The organism is Bradyrhizobium sp. 33ap4 (genome assembly GCF_032654765.1).
GTDB lineage: Bacteria > Pseudomonadota > Alphaproteobacteria > Rhizobiales > Xanthobacteraceae > Bradyrhizobium > Bradyrhizobium australafricanum.
Genome location: NZ_JAUMTJ010000067.1, coordinates 15959 through 32987, shown reverse-complemented (window position 1 = coordinate 32987; position 17029 = coordinate 15959). Strand labels below are relative to the sequence as shown.

At 62.0% G+C, this 17029-nt stretch carries 15 protein-coding genes and 1 tRNA gene; 9 read left to right on the top strand and 7 right to left on the bottom strand.

Annotation, left to right across the window (positions count from 1 at the left end; all coding sequences use genetic code 11):
• Positions 1-12 precede the first annotated feature (12 nt).
• Both Q2M23_RS36205 and Q2M23_RS36200 read right to left on the bottom strand, forming a co-directional pair.
• Positions 13-153, bottom strand: a complete 141-nt coding sequence (locus Q2M23_RS36205) for a hypothetical protein (protein WP_316398587.1) — start codon at positions 151-153, stop codon at positions 13-15.
• A gap of 32 nt (positions 154-185) precedes the next feature.
• Positions 186-431, bottom strand: coding sequence for a hypothetical protein (locus Q2M23_RS36200; protein WP_229192917.1), 246 nt, complete (start codon positions 429-431; stop codon positions 186-188).
• Positions 432-703: 272 nt separating this feature from the next.
• Between Q2M23_RS36200 and Q2M23_RS36195 the strand changes: the two genes are divergently transcribed.
• Positions 704-2491 (top strand): tetratricopeptide repeat protein, encoded by a 1788-nt coding sequence (locus tag Q2M23_RS36195; protein WP_246786640.1) that lies wholly within the window; start codon positions 704-706, stop codon positions 2489-2491.
• 1137 nt (positions 2492-3628) lie between these two features.
• On the opposite strand, the gene Q2M23_RS36190 is transcribed toward Q2M23_RS36195, so the two are convergent.
• On the bottom strand, positions 3629-6472 hold the full coding sequence (locus Q2M23_RS36190; RefSeq protein ID WP_316398586.1) for an autotransporter outer membrane beta-barrel domain-containing protein: 2844 nt from the start codon (positions 6470-6472) through the stop codon (positions 3629-3631).
• 368 nt (positions 6473-6840) lie between these two features.
• On the opposite strand from Q2M23_RS36190, the gene Q2M23_RS36185 reads away from it, so the two are divergent.
• Entirely contained in the window at positions 6841-7644 is an 804-nt protein-coding gene (locus Q2M23_RS36185; protein ID WP_316398585.1) for a hypothetical protein, read from the top strand.
• 406 nt (positions 7645-8050) lie between these two features.
• Here the strand turns inward: Q2M23_RS36185 and Q2M23_RS36180 are convergent, their stop codons facing one another.
• Positions 8051-8539 carry a MarR family winged helix-turn-helix transcriptional regulator gene (locus tag Q2M23_RS36180; RefSeq protein ID WP_057017678.1) on the bottom strand — a complete coding sequence of 163 codons (489 nt, stop codon included), beginning with the start codon at positions 8537-8539 and terminating at the stop codon, positions 8051-8053.
• Between the two features lie 250 nt (positions 8540-8789).
• On the opposite strand from Q2M23_RS36180, the gene ectA reads away from it, so the two are divergent.
• The 7 genes from ectA to Q2M23_RS36145 all read left to right on the top strand — a co-directional run bounded on the left by ectA (position 8790) and on the right by Q2M23_RS36145 (position 15074).
• Positions 8790-9335: a diaminobutyrate acetyltransferase gene (ectA, locus tag Q2M23_RS36175; RefSeq protein WP_225160841.1), complete on the top strand. Its 546-nt coding sequence runs from the start codon at positions 8790-8792 to the stop codon at positions 9333-9335.
• A 4-nt stretch (positions 9336-9339) separates the two neighbouring features.
• Entirely contained in the window at positions 9340-10668 is a 1329-nt protein-coding gene (gene ectB / locus Q2M23_RS36170) for a diaminobutyrate--2-oxoglutarate transaminase (protein WP_253638567.1), read from the top strand.
• A 15-nt stretch (positions 10669-10683) separates the two neighbouring features.
• Entirely contained in the window at positions 10684-11097 is a 414-nt protein-coding gene (locus Q2M23_RS36165) for an ectoine synthase (protein WP_076827282.1), read from the top strand.
• A gap of 65 nt (positions 11098-11162) precedes the next feature.
• Positions 11163-12041 (top strand): ectoine hydroxylase, encoded by an 879-nt coding sequence (gene thpD / locus Q2M23_RS36160; RefSeq protein ID WP_283812345.1) that lies wholly within the window; start codon positions 11163-11165, stop codon positions 12039-12041.
• Positions 12038-12490, top strand: a complete 453-nt coding sequence (locus Q2M23_RS36155) for a hypothetical protein (protein WP_316398584.1) — start codon at positions 12038-12040, stop codon at positions 12488-12490. The genes thpD and Q2M23_RS36155 overlap by 4 nt, the downstream gene beginning before the upstream one ends.
• A 20-nt stretch (positions 12491-12510) precedes the next feature.
• Positions 12511-13761: an MFS transporter gene (locus Q2M23_RS36150; RefSeq protein WP_316398583.1), complete on the top strand. Its 1251-nt coding sequence runs from the start codon at positions 12511-12513 to the stop codon at positions 13759-13761.
• Positions 13758-15074 (top strand): MFS transporter, encoded by a 1317-nt coding sequence (locus Q2M23_RS36145; protein WP_316398582.1) that lies wholly within the window; start codon positions 13758-13760, stop codon positions 15072-15074. Before Q2M23_RS36150 ends, Q2M23_RS36145 begins: the two co-directional genes overlap by 4 nt.
• A 400-nt stretch (positions 15075-15474) precedes the next feature.
• On the opposite strand, the gene Q2M23_RS36140 is transcribed toward Q2M23_RS36145, so the two are convergent.
• The 3 genes from Q2M23_RS36140 to Q2M23_RS36130 form a co-directional block, all read right to left on the bottom strand.
• A tRNA-Phe gene (locus tag Q2M23_RS36140) sits at positions 15475-15550 on the bottom strand.
• Positions 15551-15690: 140 nt separating this feature from the next.
• Entirely contained in the window at positions 15691-15885 is a 195-nt protein-coding gene (gene yacG / locus Q2M23_RS36135) for a DNA gyrase inhibitor YacG (protein ID WP_057018155.1), read from the bottom strand.
• Between the two features lie 453 nt (positions 15886-16338).
• Positions 16339-16968, bottom strand: a complete 630-nt coding sequence (locus Q2M23_RS36130) for a Maf-like protein (protein WP_018269043.1) — start codon at positions 16966-16968, stop codon at positions 16339-16341.
• Between the last annotated feature and the right edge of the window lie 61 nt (positions 16969-17029).

Genomic DNA, 17029 nt, shown 5'->3' with positions numbered 1-17029 from the left:
GATCGCCTCCAGTTACTCGTTGCGGCCGATTGCGTGCTTGGTCGGTTCGGCGGCCTCGCTGCGCAGGTTCTGTGTCTGACCGATCGCAGCACGCAGCATGCCCGCGGCAAGCACGCCTGATATCGAAAGGTTGACGAAAATCGCGTTGTCCACGCACTGCTCCAGTTATGCGAACGCCCCCTCGATCACGGCCGGTTCAGATGAACCAGAGCCTCGGCTTCCAGTTCGGCAACGAGCCGTTCGTAATCCGCGGCCTTCCGACTTCCTTCGCGGTCTCCTTGCTTTGCCGCTTGTTGCCAACGACGAAGCGCTTTCACAGCTTCGTCATAATCTGCGCAAATCGCTCTAAACTGCGCGTCGCGATTGAAGCAGCGCCGAATGTCAAGTTCGCGCAGCGGAAAGCGGGTCACAATCGCGCGGAACTCCTCCATGATGAACTCGCTTGTGGCCAACGTGACCTTTGCTGCTGGTTCATCGAGGCTTCAAGGTACGAACATGTTCGTACACGGCGCGACGCTCGTTGAGCGCGCCGTCTCAGGCGCGACGGCTTCAAGGCCGATGCGACCAGCTGTCGCTGCAGTCGGGAACTCGTTGTTCCGATGATTGAAAGCTGTCGCGTCAGCGCCGGCTGCTTGCTTCGCTTACGAGTTGCAACATGTACTGAGAAGGCCTACCGTCGACCGACGATTGGGGTTGCCGGTTGATGCCTGATGTACCCTTCGCTCACGATGCCGTCAGCGGCTCATCCGATATCCCGCGTTGTGATGATTCCGCGGTGCCGCCGGCGCATGTAGCGAAAGAGCTGGACCGCATCCTCTCGAGTCCGCATTTCCAGGCGAGCGAACGGCGGCAAGCTTTCCTTCGTTTCATTGTCGACGAGACGCTTGCAGGCCGCGCTGATAGCCTGAAGGGCTACACAATTGCCTTGGCCGTGTTTCGGCGCGACGACTCTTTCGATCCCCAAGCTGACCCTGTCGTCCGTCTTGAAGCTCGACGATTGCGCCGCGACCTCGATAGCTACTACGTGGATTCGGGCCGCGATGATCCGGTACGCATCACAATTCCAAAAGGCTCCTATGTGCCCCATTTTGAGTGGCACAAAATGCATACTGCCGACGCTCCATCTCGCGAGCCTGCTCTTGAACTGCACGATGATTCGACAACTGCTGCTGCTACACGTGCGAATTGGACGACCAAGCCTGGCATCAGGCGCTATGGGCCCGTCGCTGCCGCGCTGGCAGCCGGCGTGGTGGCTTGGATATGGCTTGCAGCAAGACCGCCTCCGTCCCCAATGACGCCACGCGAACCCGCGGTCCTCGTGATGTCATTCACGCCACTGACTCCCGGGGAGAACACGCGGCTCTTCGCCATCGGCATGGGACAGGAACTGACCAGCAACCTGTTTCGCTTCGGAGGATTCCGGCTCTACACGTCGCCGTCGAATGCCCTCTCCGCAAAAGGCGACGAGGCGCCCCAACCTGGTCGTCCTCTCGGTGCTTCCTATGTCGTCCGTGGAAGCGTTCAAACGAGCGCCGAAGAAGTGCAAGTCACAACGACTGTCTTCAACGCCGAGAACGACGAGATCGTATGGATGCGGACATATGCTCGACCGTTCGATCCTCAGTCGCTCATGAATGTCCAGCGCGAGCTCGCGAGCGAAATCGCAACCGTCGTCGGCCAATCCTACGGCGTGGTTAGAAACGACATTCGCGCGGATCCACCGAGGAATATGGAAAGCTATCTCTGCGTCCTGCGCGCTCAGGCCTATCGCAGCACTTTCCGGCGCGTCGACTTCGATCCGGCCATGCAGTGTCTTCAGCAAACCGTTCAGCGGGATCCGCAGTATAGCGATTCATGGGCCATGCTTGGATGGCTGCATCTCGACGCCGGACGGTTGGGCTATTCAGCCGACGGCAATCCGCAAACGGAGTATGACAAGGCCCTTGAGGCAACGTCGCGCGCCATCGCCCTGCAGCCGAACAGTCCCCTGGCGCTGAAGGCCCTGGCTGCGGCCTACCATTTCACGGGACGTTACGCCGATAGTGATCGCATCAGCCATCTGGCGATCGACCTCAACCCCAACGATCCCGACATTCTTGCCCAATTCGGCTGGCGTCTCGCCATCCGCGGGAACTTCTCGGAAGGCGTGCCGATGCTCAAGCGCGCGATCGAGCGCACGTTGCATCCGCCAGCCTGGTATCTTCATTTCATCGCGGTCGACCTTTACTTGAAGGGTGAATACAAGCAGATGCTCGACGTGGCCGAGACGGCATCGTTGCGCGATTCCGGATTCAGCCAACTGTTGATTGCGATAGCGAATACAGAGCTGGGGCGCCGCGATGCGACCCAAACGGCCTTGAAAGGAATGTCGCGGTACAAAGCGTTGGCCGATGATCCGGCCGGCTTCTTGCGCCGCAACGGAGCGGCGGATCAGGTTGTCGACACACTCGTGGCCGGATTGCGCAAGGCCCAGGCTCTCGTCGCAAGCTGACCTTCCCTGCAGTTTTGGCGCCGCTCAGCCGGCATCTTCGGCTTTCGACGGCCATGTCGCCGTCGCCGTTTTTCACTGCGCATGGAATAGACCGCCCGAAGGCGGCCTTCCATGGGTTAGCGGAAACCAAAGCGATGCTTACGGGCGAATGCCGTTCTTTCGCGCGCAATCCCGATAGGCGGAATAGCCCGCCGAGTTTCGGGCGGCAGTCGCCCCGCTTGTCATGTTCGCACCGCCGGCGGCAGCGGCTTCATTCGCCTGCCTGAAGCATTCAGCACGAATTGCATCGACATTCTTGCCACTATTCTTCGGAGCCGCATTTGCCGGAACCGCAACCAGCAAGACCAACGTACTAAGCACACATATCTTCCACATAGTCGTCTCCCTGTTCCCTGTAGTGGACCAGCTGCCGTACCAGTTCGCCAATTTGCCGCGTCGGCAGTAAGCGTCAGCATTGTTTCACCCAGGGAGGTCTTCAAGGTACGAACACGTTCGTACCTGCCCAGCGCCGACGAAGTCCGACGGATCGAGCTCGACAATACCGCTTGCTACGCTTGCGCTCCGAAGCCACGACGCGCTGTATTGAGCATGCATCTTGTGCCAGCGTGGCACGCAGTTGAACCAACGGAACGAAGCACGTTCAGCGGGATTGGTTGAGACACCCTTGCAAGGAGTCCGGATATGCGACCAACCAAGGCTTTGCTGGTTCTTAGCTTCATCGCATCTGCAGCAATGATACTCCCTTATGACGCCCAGGCCCGGCCCAGAGGAGCCGGCGCTCGATCGGCTCACTTCCACGGCGGAGGAATGCGGCCTGGTTGGCACGGCGGCGGCACGCGATGGCATGCCGGCGGTTGGCACGGCGGCCGCGCACGTTGGGCCGGCGGCGGCTATTACCGCGGTGGCGGTTACTATCGAGGCGGTTGGGGCGCCGGAGCTGCCGCAGCCGGTTTGGCGACTGGCGCAGCCATCGGAGCCGCGACGGCCTACAACTCCTGCTATCAGACGCGAAACGTGTGGAACGGTTACGCGTATGTTCAGCAAAGCGTGAGGGTCTGTTAGGCACTTCCTCGTCCGCTATGCCTGCGCGAGTGCGTTTCGCCGACCCTGTCTGGGCCGGCGTCACGCCCTCGCGCGCTACCAGTTAACGCGCAGTCCGGCTTTCCCGCCGTAGGAGAAGCCGCCACCGTCGAACCGGCTCTGATAGGAAGCGTTGGCATAAAGCGACGTGGTCGACGTTACCTGTCCGCTGATGCCGGCATTGATCTCGCCCCACAGGCCGCCGAGGCTCGCCTGGAATGGAACGAAGCCGGTGTCCGACGAGAACAGCGTTTTCGGGTTGCCGAGGAATTCGTTCCACAGGCTCGGACGGATCCAGGCCGTCAGCGTACGCGGACTGTCATCGACCGCCCATGTTCGGCCAAATCGGGCACCGATCCGGGTCGCGAGCGAATCCACGTCCGCAAAGCGGATTTGCGCCGCGATGTCGCTGGCGTCGTTGATGTGGATGTTCTGATACACCAGTTGCGCCTGCGGCTCGATGAAGAAGCCGCCGGCGAACTTGAAGGGATATCCGCCCTCCACCGACGCAGCCCCACCTTGAGCACCGGTCTTGAGCGCCGGAATGCCGCGATTTGCGCTGCTCGTGATGTCGTAGAACGTGCCTTGCAGGATCGAGTCGATGTACCAGCCGGTCGGTCCGAAATGCGTCCAGTAGCCACCGAGCGTGTAGGCGGAGAAGGTGTTGTCACCCTGGCTGCCATCGAAATGGGTGACCCGCCCGCGCGCGCCGCCGATCGCGAAATACGCCCCCGCCTGGTCGCGCGAACCGTCGGGACCGTCGTGTCGATAGACATCCATGCCCGCCTGCAGCGCCAGGAAATCATAGCTGAAGTGCGGTCCGGCTTCGCCACCCAACACGCCAAAGCTGTCGCCCTGATGCACGCCGTTGACCCCAAGCACGCGACCCCATCCGACCCTGGCGTTCTCGGGATTGGCGCGGAAGCGTTCGTCCTCCTCCTCGCCCACGCGTTCATGCAGCGTGTCGAGCAGGCTGCGTCCGTACAACAGCGTCATCGATGGAATTGCCGCGTAGAGCGACGTCTCCTCGCGGTAGTCGGGAATATCGCCGCCGCCACCGTCGGCTCCGCCTCCACCTCCACCTCCACCGCCACCGCCGCCACCGCCGCCTCCTCCGCCGCCGCCGCCTCCACCTCCGCCGCCTCCACCTCCGCCGCCGCACCTAGGCACGTTGGGCAGATTGGAGCAGTTGATGAGACCGCCACCGCCGCAGGCGCGCAGATTGGGATGAGCGACACAGTCGAGGGTGTCGCGCAAATACCAGGCTTGCGGGTTGCTGGAGTCGACGCTCGAACGGAACAGCGAATATTGGTAAGGGCCGGCCAAGACCGGGTGAGACAGGCTGAAGGCACCAGCCGTCGTCGTCGCACCATTGATCGCGTCGACGACGAGGATGCCGTTGCCGGTCGTGAGCGCGCCGCCGCCCGTGGTGTTGCTGATCTTCAGGAACGTGTTGCCGCCTGCCGTGCCGCCATTGATGACGAGCCTGTCCGACGGCGAACCGTCCCTGCCAAGATATGTATTGAGCCCGATGGTACCGCCCTGGCCGACATAGTTCACCGCCGTCAGCGTCTTGTAGCTCGACAGCTGCGTCGGATCGCCGACAGGGGACGTGAACTGGATGATGCTCGAAGCGTTGATCAAATTGGTGACGTTCGAGTTGCCGGTCATGGTCCAGAGCGAATTGTTTTTCAGCGCGACGCTGGAGGTGCTGCCGGAGTCGGTGAGCGCAACGCCCTGCAGGGTCGAACTGTCCGCGACGAGGTTGAGCGTGGAGCCGCCGCTGACGTTCAGCCATTGATTGTTGTTCACGACCGCAGTCACGCCGGTCAGGTTCACGCTGCTGGTGCCGCCCGGGGCGGCGATCGACGCACCGTTCGGACTGGTCATGGTGACTCCGGAGAGCGTCGCAGCACCGCCGCTTATGTTGAGCGCGTTGGCATCGGCTCCATTGGCCGTCAGTGAGCCACCAGTCATGCTCAGCGTACCGCCGCTTGTCACGCCGGCCGCATGGGTGCCTGCGCCTGATGTGGTGACCGTCGAGCTGCCGTCGAGCGTGACGCTGCCCGAATTGTCGGCCTGCACTCCGCGGCCTCCGCTGCTGTTCGGAACCGTTACCGTCACGCCGCTCGCCGTGAGCGTGCTGCCGGTGCCGCTGGCCTGCAGGCCGATCTCGCCCCCGCCGCTGCCCGTCGCGGCGACGCTGCCTCCCCTCAAGGTGATCGCGCCGCCGTCGAGTGCCTTGGCGCCGACATCGCCACCGCCGCCGGAAACTGTGACCGCAACGCCGTTTGCCGTGACAGTGCTTCCGGACGATTGCGCCAACAGGCCGGTTTCGCCGCCGCCGTTCCCCTCAACGTTGACGGTGCCGCCGGTCAGCGTGACCGACCCACCGGAGTCCGCGCGCGCGCCAACGTCGTTGCCGCCGCCGCCGGGCATCGAAATGGTTGTACCCGTCGAGCTAATCTGGCTGCCGGTGCCCGTTGCCCACAGGCCGGTGTTGCCGCCACCGCCGACCGCATAGGCGATTGAGCTGTTGAGCAGACTGACCGTCGCCGCGTTGGCCGCCTTCGCAGCGACGTTGTTGCCGGCGCCGTTGAGACCGATGGTGAGTCCTGTCGCGCTGATCTGACTGCCCGTTCCATCAGCGCTCAGCGCAGTTCCTCCGCCGCCGAAGGCCGGATTGATGATCGAACCCGACTGAAAGATGATCTGGCCGCCGCTTTGTGCCGACGCGGCAGTGCTCCAGTTGCCGTTGATGCTCGCCCCGGAACTGAAGATGATCGTACCTGCAGCGTCCGCCAAACCGCCGATACTGCCGCCATTGAATGGGTTGATGTTGACGTTGTTGGTCGTGATCTGAGCGCTCGTACTTGCGTGAACGGCAGGCGTTCCGGTCAACGTCGTATTCGCGTCGATCGCGCAGCTTCCACTCGTTGCTGAGACAGTCGAATCCGGTGCGACCGTGCAGGACTGAGCCGAGGCCGCATCAACCAGAGCGGCCGACGCCATCAAGGCAAGCGCGGCGAGCCGGAACCGGCTCAGACAGGTCGCGACACATGGTCCCGGCTTATTCCCGAAGAATTGGACCAATGATTGCAGGGCAGCGCGCGTCGACGCCTGTTCCATGCGATTGCGCGCGCAAGATCCAAGGAGAGTCGAGCCGGTAAAGCACTTCATTTGCGCCGCCTTCCAAACCTGTCGTTCTCAACAACGTCAAATTGAAAAGAACGGGTTGTTCGGTCGCGGTGCAAAAGCAGGAGCAGTTCGTGCCAACCGTCGTGCTCTCTCGCGCACGTCCGACGCGACTTGGCGCGGTCATCGGGCAGTTCCGCGATGACGCAACCTTTCATCAATTTGCATTCTCGCCTCTGTCCGGATTCGTCGGACGAATGGAATTGCCGTCCCATCGTTTGGGCATTGATCGCAGCATCCTTGCTACGCCGCGACTCCCTGCCGCATCCATGCCGCTTCTGCTGAAGTCGCATTCCAGATCGATCGGCAAGTCACGTCGATTTGATGCCGCGCACGAGATGCGCAGGAACCACTTCCGGAGGTTGCATTTGGTTAGGTGCGAGAAAACGGGAACTTGCGAGCAAACCAAATCCAGGGAGCAAGCCATGATGAGTCTAAGAGTTCTTGGCGCGGCTGTGATAGTGGCGTCGGCAGTTTCGAGCCCCGCATCGGCGCAAGCGGTCTTCTCCAACCCGGCCGCCTGTTCATCTCAATTCGCCAGCGCCAACTGCCTCAACCGAGGAGCCGGGAGCCCGTACGACAGCAGGAGAGGCTATTATCAGCGGCGAGCCGCCTATCGCGAACCCGTGGGGCCGGTGGGGGCCGCTGCCGGCGTGGCCGGCGCTGCCGTCGGAACCGCCGCGGCGATCGCGACCGCTCCCTTCGGCGGCTGGCGCAATTCCTACGCCGCATACGGCACCTACGATCGGCCCGCCGCGTATGGCGACTACTATGCGTGGAACGGCGACTGGAACAGTTACGCGTCGCACAACGGCATCGTCTGCAGGCCTGGCACCTTTTTCAAGGGATCCGACGGACTCCAGCACCCCTGCCAATAGGGCTCTTCTGCTCTCAGACTGATCTACAGGCGGCCTGCAGGGGCCGCCTGCTCCAAGTCCTGCCGGTCGCGTCGACAGCGCCTGCGCGGCCGAAGGATCGTGTGCGCCCGAGCTGCCCAGTCTGATCGACGACAACATCCGGCTTCGCCCTCCACGCTGCGCCGGAACGAGCGCCTGCGCGGAGCGATTGCTGGATGCGCAGCCACCGATACCGACATTCGGTGCAGGTTTCGATGCGGCCCGAGTTGCTCGTCCGACTCCGCAATCATCCGATCCGACGTCGGCTTCTGACGATATGTCGGCCACCAAGGAAAACGCCGTACCCGGCAATTGCTTCAGCCGGGGAAGTGACCTGCGCGGGAAGATCCGGCTCTGTCGAGCCGTCCACGCAGTCGAGGCAATCGACCTATCTGGGTTGGGATCGATCGATGGCCCCGCTGTCCAGCAATGGCGCGGCATCGATGTTGTGCGCGTCCATCAGCATGGCCAGCCGCTCTACTGCAGCAAGGATCATGGCCTGCTCCCATTGCGGCAACTGGACGAAGCGATCTGTAAACGTCAGGTGAAGCAAGTCGGGTGCGTTGGCCACGATGTCCCTGCCTGCCGGCGTCGCCGTCAGAAGGAACTGGCGCTTGTCGTTTGCGTTACGCTGGCGCTGCACTAGATCGAGCGCCACAAGCCGATCGACGATCGTCGTGATCGTTGCCTGACCGAACTGAAGCGCCTGCGCAATGACACCCGGTGTGGTTTTCTCGCGCGCGTCGATCTCTCGCAACACGAGCCATTGCGATGTCGTAAGGCCGGTCGCAATGGCCAGCTGGCGACTGCCGATCTCAGTTGCCCGCAGCACTCTTCGCAGGGCGCGCAGCGTCAGTGAGGCGATCTCTGATTTCATGTGGCTTTTCTTATAGCTACGGCCGCGCCGAGGCGAATCGTAACCGGTTCCAAGTCAGCCCTTCAAATTTTATTCGGATAACGAAATATCTACGAAGCTTTTGATGTGAGATCTCAAGCCAATTTTCAAGATTTCGCCACTTATTTTCCTATAAGGTAAAGCGCTATATATTTCGGAGAATGAAGCGATTAATTCGAAATCTGAAGCAATAACCGGCCCTCGGGTCGACGCTTTCGGTGGATCCTCGCCAGTGGCTTTCGACGCTGCTCCGGATGTCAACGAAGCGTTCCAGTTGAGAAAGCCGTCGCCCGCTGACGGCCCCGCGGTTACCCGCCTGGTCGCAGCCTGCGCGCCACTGGACTCCAATTCCGCCTATTGCAACCTCCTCCAGTGCACGCACTTCACGGACTCCTGCCTCGTTGCGGAACGTCACGCGCAAATTCTAGGATGGGTTTCAGGTTATCGCCCGCCTTCGGAACCGAACAGCTTCTTCGTCTGGCAGGTCGCGGTCGCGAAGGCGGCGCGCGGCAAAGGCCTTGCTCAGCGCATGATCAACGCGCTGCTGGATCGCCCTTCCGCCGAAAGTGCCAAGTATCTCCTCACCACAGTGACCGACGACAACGCTCCATCCTGGGCATTGTTCAACGGACTGGCCCGCGCGTGGGGCGCTCCGCTGATCCGCAGTGTGATGTTCGAGTGCGACGCGCATTTCGCCGGTAAGCACGCCACAGAGTGGCTGGCCCGCATTGGCCCCCTGCCAAACCGACAGCCCGGAGCCAGAGATCAGGAGAACTGACGACATGACCACAACAACCACACTTGCTCGCCATACACGACCCAAGCCGACCAGCCATATCCCGAACCGATCCATTTACGAACGCCGGGAGTCGGTCGTGCGGAGCTATGCGCGCACCATGCCGCGCCAGTTCAGCCGAGCTGACAATGTCTGGATGTATGATAATCAGGGCGGACGCTATCTAGACTTCCTGTCGGGATGCTCGACGCTTAATTACGGACACAATCATCCCGCGCTGAAGCAAGCGCTGATCGACTACATCTCGACTGACGGCATCACGCACGGGCTTGACCTGCATACCGACGCCAAGGCGGAGTTCCTCGAAACATTCGAGTCGCTGATTCTGAAGTCACGCGGGCTGGACTACCGCGTGATGTTCACCGGACCGACCGGCACTAACGCGGTCGAGGCCGCCATCAAACTGGCCCGCAAGGTGACCGGCCGTGGACTGGTGATCGCTTTCACGAACGGTTTCCACGGCATGACCCTCGGTGCGCTGGCCTGCACCGGCAATGCCGCCAAGCGCACCGGCGCGGGCGTACCACTCAGCCATGTCAGCCACGAGCCTTACGATGGCTATCACGGCCCGGATCTCGACACCGCCGCGCTGCTGGAACGGCGGCTGTCCGACCCTTCCAGCGGGCTCGATGCGCCGGCCGCGATTCTAGTCGAGACGGTTCAGGGCGAAGGCGGTCTCAACACCGCATCGCCGGATTGGCTGCGTGCAATCGCCGATATCGCAAAACGCCACGGCGCACTCCTTATCGTCGACGATATTCAAGCCGGATGCGGACGCACCGGTCCGTTTTTCAGCTTTGAAGGCATGGGTTTTACGCCCGACATCGTCACCATGGCAAAATCGCTGTCCGGCATGGGGCTTCCCTTCGCGCTGACACTGTTCCGACCCGAGTTGGATCAATGGTTGCCCGGCGAACACAACGGCACGTTCCGGGGCAACAATCACGCCTTCATCACGGCCACCGCGTCTCTGCGGAACTTCTGGAAGGATGACGAGTTCGAGCAGGACGTCCAGCGCAAGGGACGATTGCTCGCACGACGCCTGGATGCCATCGCTTCTGGATTCGGCCTTTCGACACGCGGCCGCGGCATGATGCGCGGCATCGACGTCGGGTCCGGTGAAACTGCCGATGCCATCACCAGCGCCTGTTTTGCCGCCGGACTCATCATCGAAACGAGCGGCGCACACGACGAAATCGTCAAGGTGCTTGCACCTCTCATTATCGACGACGCCGCTCTCTCGGCCGGCCTCGACATCATCGAGGAGTCGGTCCGCGCGGTGCGGACCGGCAGCTACGGCATTGCAGCCGAATAACGAAAGGAAAGAACAATGATCGTTCGTCAACTCCGCGACATTCAAAAGACCGATCGTCTCGTCAAATCGAAGGGCTGGGACAGTGCCCGCCTTCTGCTCAAGAGCGACGGCATGGGCTTCTCTTTCCACATTACGACGATGTACGCGGGCGAAGAACTCAAGATGCACTACCAGAACCATCTCGAGGCGGTTTTCATACTGAAGGGAACCGGGACCATCGAAGACCTCGGGACCGGCGAAACGCACAAGCTCGCACCGGGCATCATGTACGCCCTCAACAAGAACGACCAGCATATCGTTCGCCCGGACACTGACCTCCTGACGGCCTGCGTGTTCAACCCGCCGGTCACCGGCCAGGAAGTGCACGATGAGACTGGTGCCTATCCGACTGATGTCGAAGCGCCGCGCGAGGCGGCCGTTAACTCCTGAAACAACTGAAAGAGGGAAAGGCATTGACAGACATTTACCCATCCCGTCTCACCTCGGAGGCCCAGATGCTTCCGCGTCTCGATCCCGTTATTCATAGCGACTGGAGCGAGAGCGCACCGCTAACGCGGCAGCAGGCCGAGCAGTTCGATCGCGATGGCTTCCTCGTGCTCAAGGATGTCCTCTCTCCCGAGGAAGTCGACCACCTGCAGACGCAGGCAAAGAAACTGCTATCGAGCCCTAACGGCCTCAATCCGGAAACGATCATCGCCGAGCCGGACAGCCAAGAAATCCGTTCGGTCTTCGAGATCCACTCTCAGAGTAGAGTGATCGGGCGCCTCGCCGCCGACGCACGCTTGTCAGGCATCGCTCAGTTCCTGCTGAACGACAAGGTCTACATCCATCAGTCACGCCTGAACTACAAGCCCGGCTTCGAAGGCAAGGAGTTCTACTGGCACTCCGACTTCGAGACTTGGCACGTGGAAGACGGCATGCCGCGCATGCGAGCACTCTCCATGTCAGTCCTGCTGGCGGAAAATACGCCGGACAATGGCCCCCTGATGCTGATGCCCGGATCGCACCGCGTCTTCCTGACCTGTATTGGGGCGACGCCGGAAGACCACTATCGCACGTCACTGAAGAAGCAGGAGTATGGCGTGCCCGACCGGCAAAGTCTGACCGAGTTGGCGCACCGCCACGGCATCGTGGCGCCGACCGGTAAGGCGGGCACGGTGGTGATCTTCGATTGCAACACGATGCACGGATCGAACGGCAACATCACGCCATTTCCACGCGCTAACGCGTTCTTCGTCTATAACGCCGTGAGCAACCGGCTGCAGGCGCCATTCGGCGTCAAAAAACCGCGGCCGAGCTTCGTTGCCGCGCGCAGCGACCCGAAAGCTCTCGTGCCTCAGCACGGCCCGTTGATGGAGGATGCTCTCGCATGAGCGGTTTTCATAGTGTCGAGAAGATCGGCGGCACATCGATGGCCGCGACTGGCACGCTATTCGACGACGTTCCGATCGCGGAGCGCAAGGGCGAGGACCTTTACAATCGCGCCTTTGTCGTCTCCGCCTATGCCGGGATGACTGACCTGCTGCTGGAGCACAAGAAGACCTACGAGCCTGGTATCTATGCACGCCTTGTTGCCGATGACGGCGCGGACGGATGGCGTCAAGCGATGGCCGACAGCGACATCGCTTGGCCAGGCTTGGTGTTCGATGCGCTCCGAGCCCTCGATAACGTACGAATCGACGTGATTGCGACGCGGCATCAGATTCGCAATGCTGACGTTCAGTTCGTCGTGACCGTTTGCCACTTCGATGCTAGCGCTAGGGTTCTGCATCGTGTCCCGGTGGAGGCCGACGGGGAAGCGGAAGGCCGGCGCGCGGCCTGACGGCGCGCGTCGCAATCGTCATGCTTGCGGCAATCTCCCCGGTTCGTAGCCTGCTGCTCGCCATCTTTATGCTCATGGCGGGAAGCGGGTTTATGGCGACGCTACTGGGTTTGCGGCTCGAGCGGGCGGGACAGGGCACGATCGTGATCGGCGCGGTGGCGACCGCCTATTTTGCCGGGCTGGTCGTCGGAGCCCTGCGCTCGGGGCGTATCGTCCGGCGCGTGGGACATATCCGCGCCTTTGCGGCGTTCGTTGCGCTTCTCTCCGCGAGCACGCTCGGCTACGCGCAAATCATCCATCCCCTGCTCTGGTCGGGACTGCGGCTGATCGACGGCTTCTGCGTCGCCGGCGTCTTCGTCTGTCTCGAGAGCTGGCTAAACGAACGCGCTGACGCGGCCTCGCGCGGCAGCATTCTAGCGGCCTACATGGTTGCACTATATTGCGGACAGGCGGTGGGACAGTTGCTGCTTGGAGCCAGCGGTGATTTGCCTGCTGTTCCGTTTCAACTAGCGTCAATGCTAATCTCGCTCGCGATCATTCCACTTTGTCTCACACGCAACTCGGCGCCGCCGCCTGCCGAAGCCGCGGCGTTCGGAACCCGAACACTCTTTGCCGCATCACCCCTCGGTGCTGTCGGAGTAATGACGACCGGCTTGATGTTAGGGGCATTTTACGGATTGGCCGCAGTGCAGGTTCGACGCCTAGGGTTCGATTTATCGCAGACAGCCCACTTCATGATGATCGTGATTCTTGGCGGCGTGATCCTGCAATGGCCGCTCGGACGCATTTCCGACCGCTATGATCGTCGCCAGGTCATCGTGCTCAGTTTCGCGGCAACCCTGTGTATCAGCTTGGTCATCTCCTTTCTCTCGTCGGTCGGCCCGTGGCTGCTGATTCTCGGAACAATGTTTGGTGGTCTCAGCTTTGCGCTCTATCCACTCTGCGTGGCCCATTGCAACGACCGTCTGCACGCCGCACAACGTATCGCCGCAAGCGGACGGCTGGTGCTGTTGTATTCCGTCGGCGCCGCGCTCGGGCCGATCGGTGGAGCGATATTCATGACAGGCTGGAGCAGAGGCGGGCTTTTCCTTTTCATCGCCCTTTGCGCCGGCGGCGCGGCCGCGTTCGGCATGTGGCGGCAGACGGCAACCCCACCTGTTCCTGCACCCGAGCAGCAGGACTTTCAGATTCTTCCACGCACGACGCCGATTGCATCGCTGCTTGACCCCAATACGCCCGACGCAGCGGTGATCGGAGAACAGCAATCGTGAATGCCTCTGTTTCCGCACCTGATCCAACTGCTGATCGCGCCACGTTGCGCCGTGCGATTGCCGCCTCTGCCGTCGGCAATGCGACGGAATGGTTCGACTACGGCATTTATGCGTATGGCGTGACGTACATTTCCGCGGCACTGTTTCCCGGAGACGTCGGGGAAGCGGTGCTTTTTGCGTTGGCTACGTTCGCGATCTCCTTCCTCATACGGCCGCTAGGCGGGATATTCTGGGGATCGCTGGGAGACCGGGTGGGCCGAAAATCCGTGTTGGCGCTAACGATACTGCTGATGTCGGGCGCGACGCTGTGCGTCGGGCTTATTCCCTCCTACAACAGCGTCGGCTTCTGGGCGCCACTGTCGCTCGTTCTTCTCCGCATCGTACAGGGCTTTTCGACCGGTGGCGAATACGGCGGCGCCGCGACGTTCATGGCCGAGTACGCTCCCGATGACCGACGCGGCTTTTATGGGAGTTTCCTGGAGTTCGGAACGCTGGCCGGCTTCTCGCTGGGCGCATTCCTGATGTTATCCTTCTCGCTCTTTCTGGGTGATCAGGCGATGCACGACTGGGGATGGCGCGTTCCGTTTCTGGTCGCCGCGCCAATGGGCCTCGTCGGCGCGTATCTGCGCGCGAGAATGGAAGATACGCCGGTCTTCCGTGCCCACGAAACCGCAAGCCAGGCACGATCCTCACCAGGCCTGATCGCCCTTCTGGCACGTCACCGGCGTCCTATGCTCGTCGTCGGCGGCCTGGTGGTTGCGCTCAATGTCGTCAATTATACGCTGCTCAGCTACATGCCAACCTATCTTCAGAGCCGCATCGGCCTGTCGCCGGATGAGGCGCTTGCGGTGCCGCTCCTCGGCATGCTGTTCATGATGCTGTTCCTGCCATTTGCTGGCCGGCTCTCGGACCGAATCGGGCGCCGTCCGATGTGGAGCTTCTCCCTGATCGGGTTGTTTCTGCTGGTGGCCCCTCTCTACATGCTCATGGGCACGGGCCTCGTCGGCGCCTGTGTCGGCTTCATTCTGCTCGGGCTGCTCTACGTACCGCAACTCGCGACCATTTCGGCGACTTTCCCGGCCATGTTTCCCACCCACGTGCGTTTCGCCGGCTTCGCCGGCGCTTACAACATTTCGACATCCATTTTTGGCGGCACGGCGCCGGCAATCAACAGCGGCCTTATCTCTGTTACCGGGAACGAGCTGATGCCGGCCTATTACATGATGGCTACATGCGTTGTTGGGCTGATCGCGCTGCGCTTCATGCCGGAGACAGCTGGACGGACTCTTTATGAAGATCCTTTCGCGCGATAGGCTCTAGCTAGCACGCCAAACTTCCGAGACCGAGGAACGGCTGGAGCGCCTTTATGCGGCCATTGAGACCGGCGCTATCGACGGTACCGATGGATCCGGATCCCTCAAGAACCGGATCGCCGCGTTGATGGCAAGCCGGGGTAGGGCCGTTGTGGCTCTCCATTATGCGAAGAAGTCGAGTGCCCCCCCATCCGGATTGACCCGATCGCTATCGATCGGTTCACCCGCCTGATGCGTCAGCAACTCGTGTCGGGCGACGTCGCTGCTCGGAAGGCCTATCTCGCAAGCGTGGTCGACGCGATCATCGCGTCGGAGGACCGTCGGCTCAAATGACAGCATCCGGTCCGTTTTCGGCCGAAAGGGTCAACCCAAACCTTGGTTTCATAAATCTGTTCAGGAGTGGTGCCCAGGGGCGGGATCGAACCACCGACACTGCGATTTTCAGTCGCATGCTCTACCAACTGAGCTACCTGGGCATACCCGCGGGGCCGAAAAGGCCGGAGCGAGCGGGCGGTTTATAGAGAGGTCGGAGCGTCGTGTCCACCCGCCTTCGCCAAAGGCTTCGCCGGCCGCGGCCCGCCCGGCACTCTTTCCCCAACTTGTTGGGAAATCTTGGCTATTCCGGGTCCTCCGCGTCGTCCTCGCGGCCGGGCACGACATAGCGGCCGGTCAGCCAGCGGTTGAGATCGACGTCGCGGCAGCGCGCCGAGCAGAACGGGCGGAAGGCCTGCTCGACGGGCTTGCCGCAGATCGGGCAGGCGCGCGGGGTGGCAGAGGGTATGGCCTTGGGCGTTCGGGCTTGGTCGGTCATGGCTGAGCCGGAGTTTACATCATCTGCCGCATGTTCCGCTGCGTTCCCTCCCTGCTTACGGGTAGGGCAATCGCATATGCGTCTTCGCCGGCCGCGCAGGTGCTTGGCCTCGTGGCTCGAGACGGCGGCCTCGCCCGCAAGCGCAGGGCGATAGCCTCGGAGCGAAGGGCGTCTCCGCGATTTCTGGATAATGGAAGAATGCCGCTGATTTGCCCGACGAGTCAAGTTGTCGTGTCGAACGCCCGCAGCCGCCGGCTACTTTGCATGGGGTTGTTTTCGATATTTTGGCAGCGCGCCCCTGCGGCAGGCTATCGCGTCCGGCTATCGGCCTCGTTGCATAGCCCGGCCATGACGATGTGGAGCAGTTGGGGTGGGGTCTCATCGCGAGTCGTTCACGAGGAAAGAGCCCCATCCGTATCGCATCTGCGATGCGATACGACCTCAGTGGATACCTCACACCGCGACGGAGTTGAGCCAGCCGTGGCGGATCGGAAAGCCCTCGCCGCCGAGCAAGGTCACGGTCTCGTAGAGCGGCAGGCCGACCACATTGGTGTAGGAGCCGACCATCTTGACCACGAACGACCCGGCAATGCCCTGCACCGCGTAGCCGCCGGCTTTGCCGCGCCATTCGCCGGAGCCGATATAGGCCTGGATGTCGTCCTCGCTGAGCCGCTTGAAGCGCACGCGCGTTTCGACCAGGCGCTGACGGAATGCCTCGCGCGGCGTCACCACACAGATCGCGGTGTAGACGCGGTGATTGCGGCCCGACAGCAGCCGCAGGCACTGCGCGGCCTCGTCGACCAGATTGGCCTTGGGCAGGATGCGGCGGCCGACCGCGACCACGGTGTCGGCGGCAATGATGAAGGAGCCGCGCAGGTCGTCGTCAAGATGCACCGATTTCAGCGCCGCGTCGGCCTTGGCGCGCGCCAGGCGGTTGGCGCAGGCGCGCGGCAACTCGCCCCGCCGCGGAGTCTCGTCGACATCGGCCGGGCGCAGCGCATCGGGCTCGATGCCGGCCTGGTTGAGCAGGGCCAGCCGCCGCGGCGAACCGGAAGCAAGAACGAATTTGGGACGGCCTAGCATGCGGGCTTTTGGGCTGAATCGGGGGGACAGACGCGGGCGGAACCTATCGGATGGGGCATGG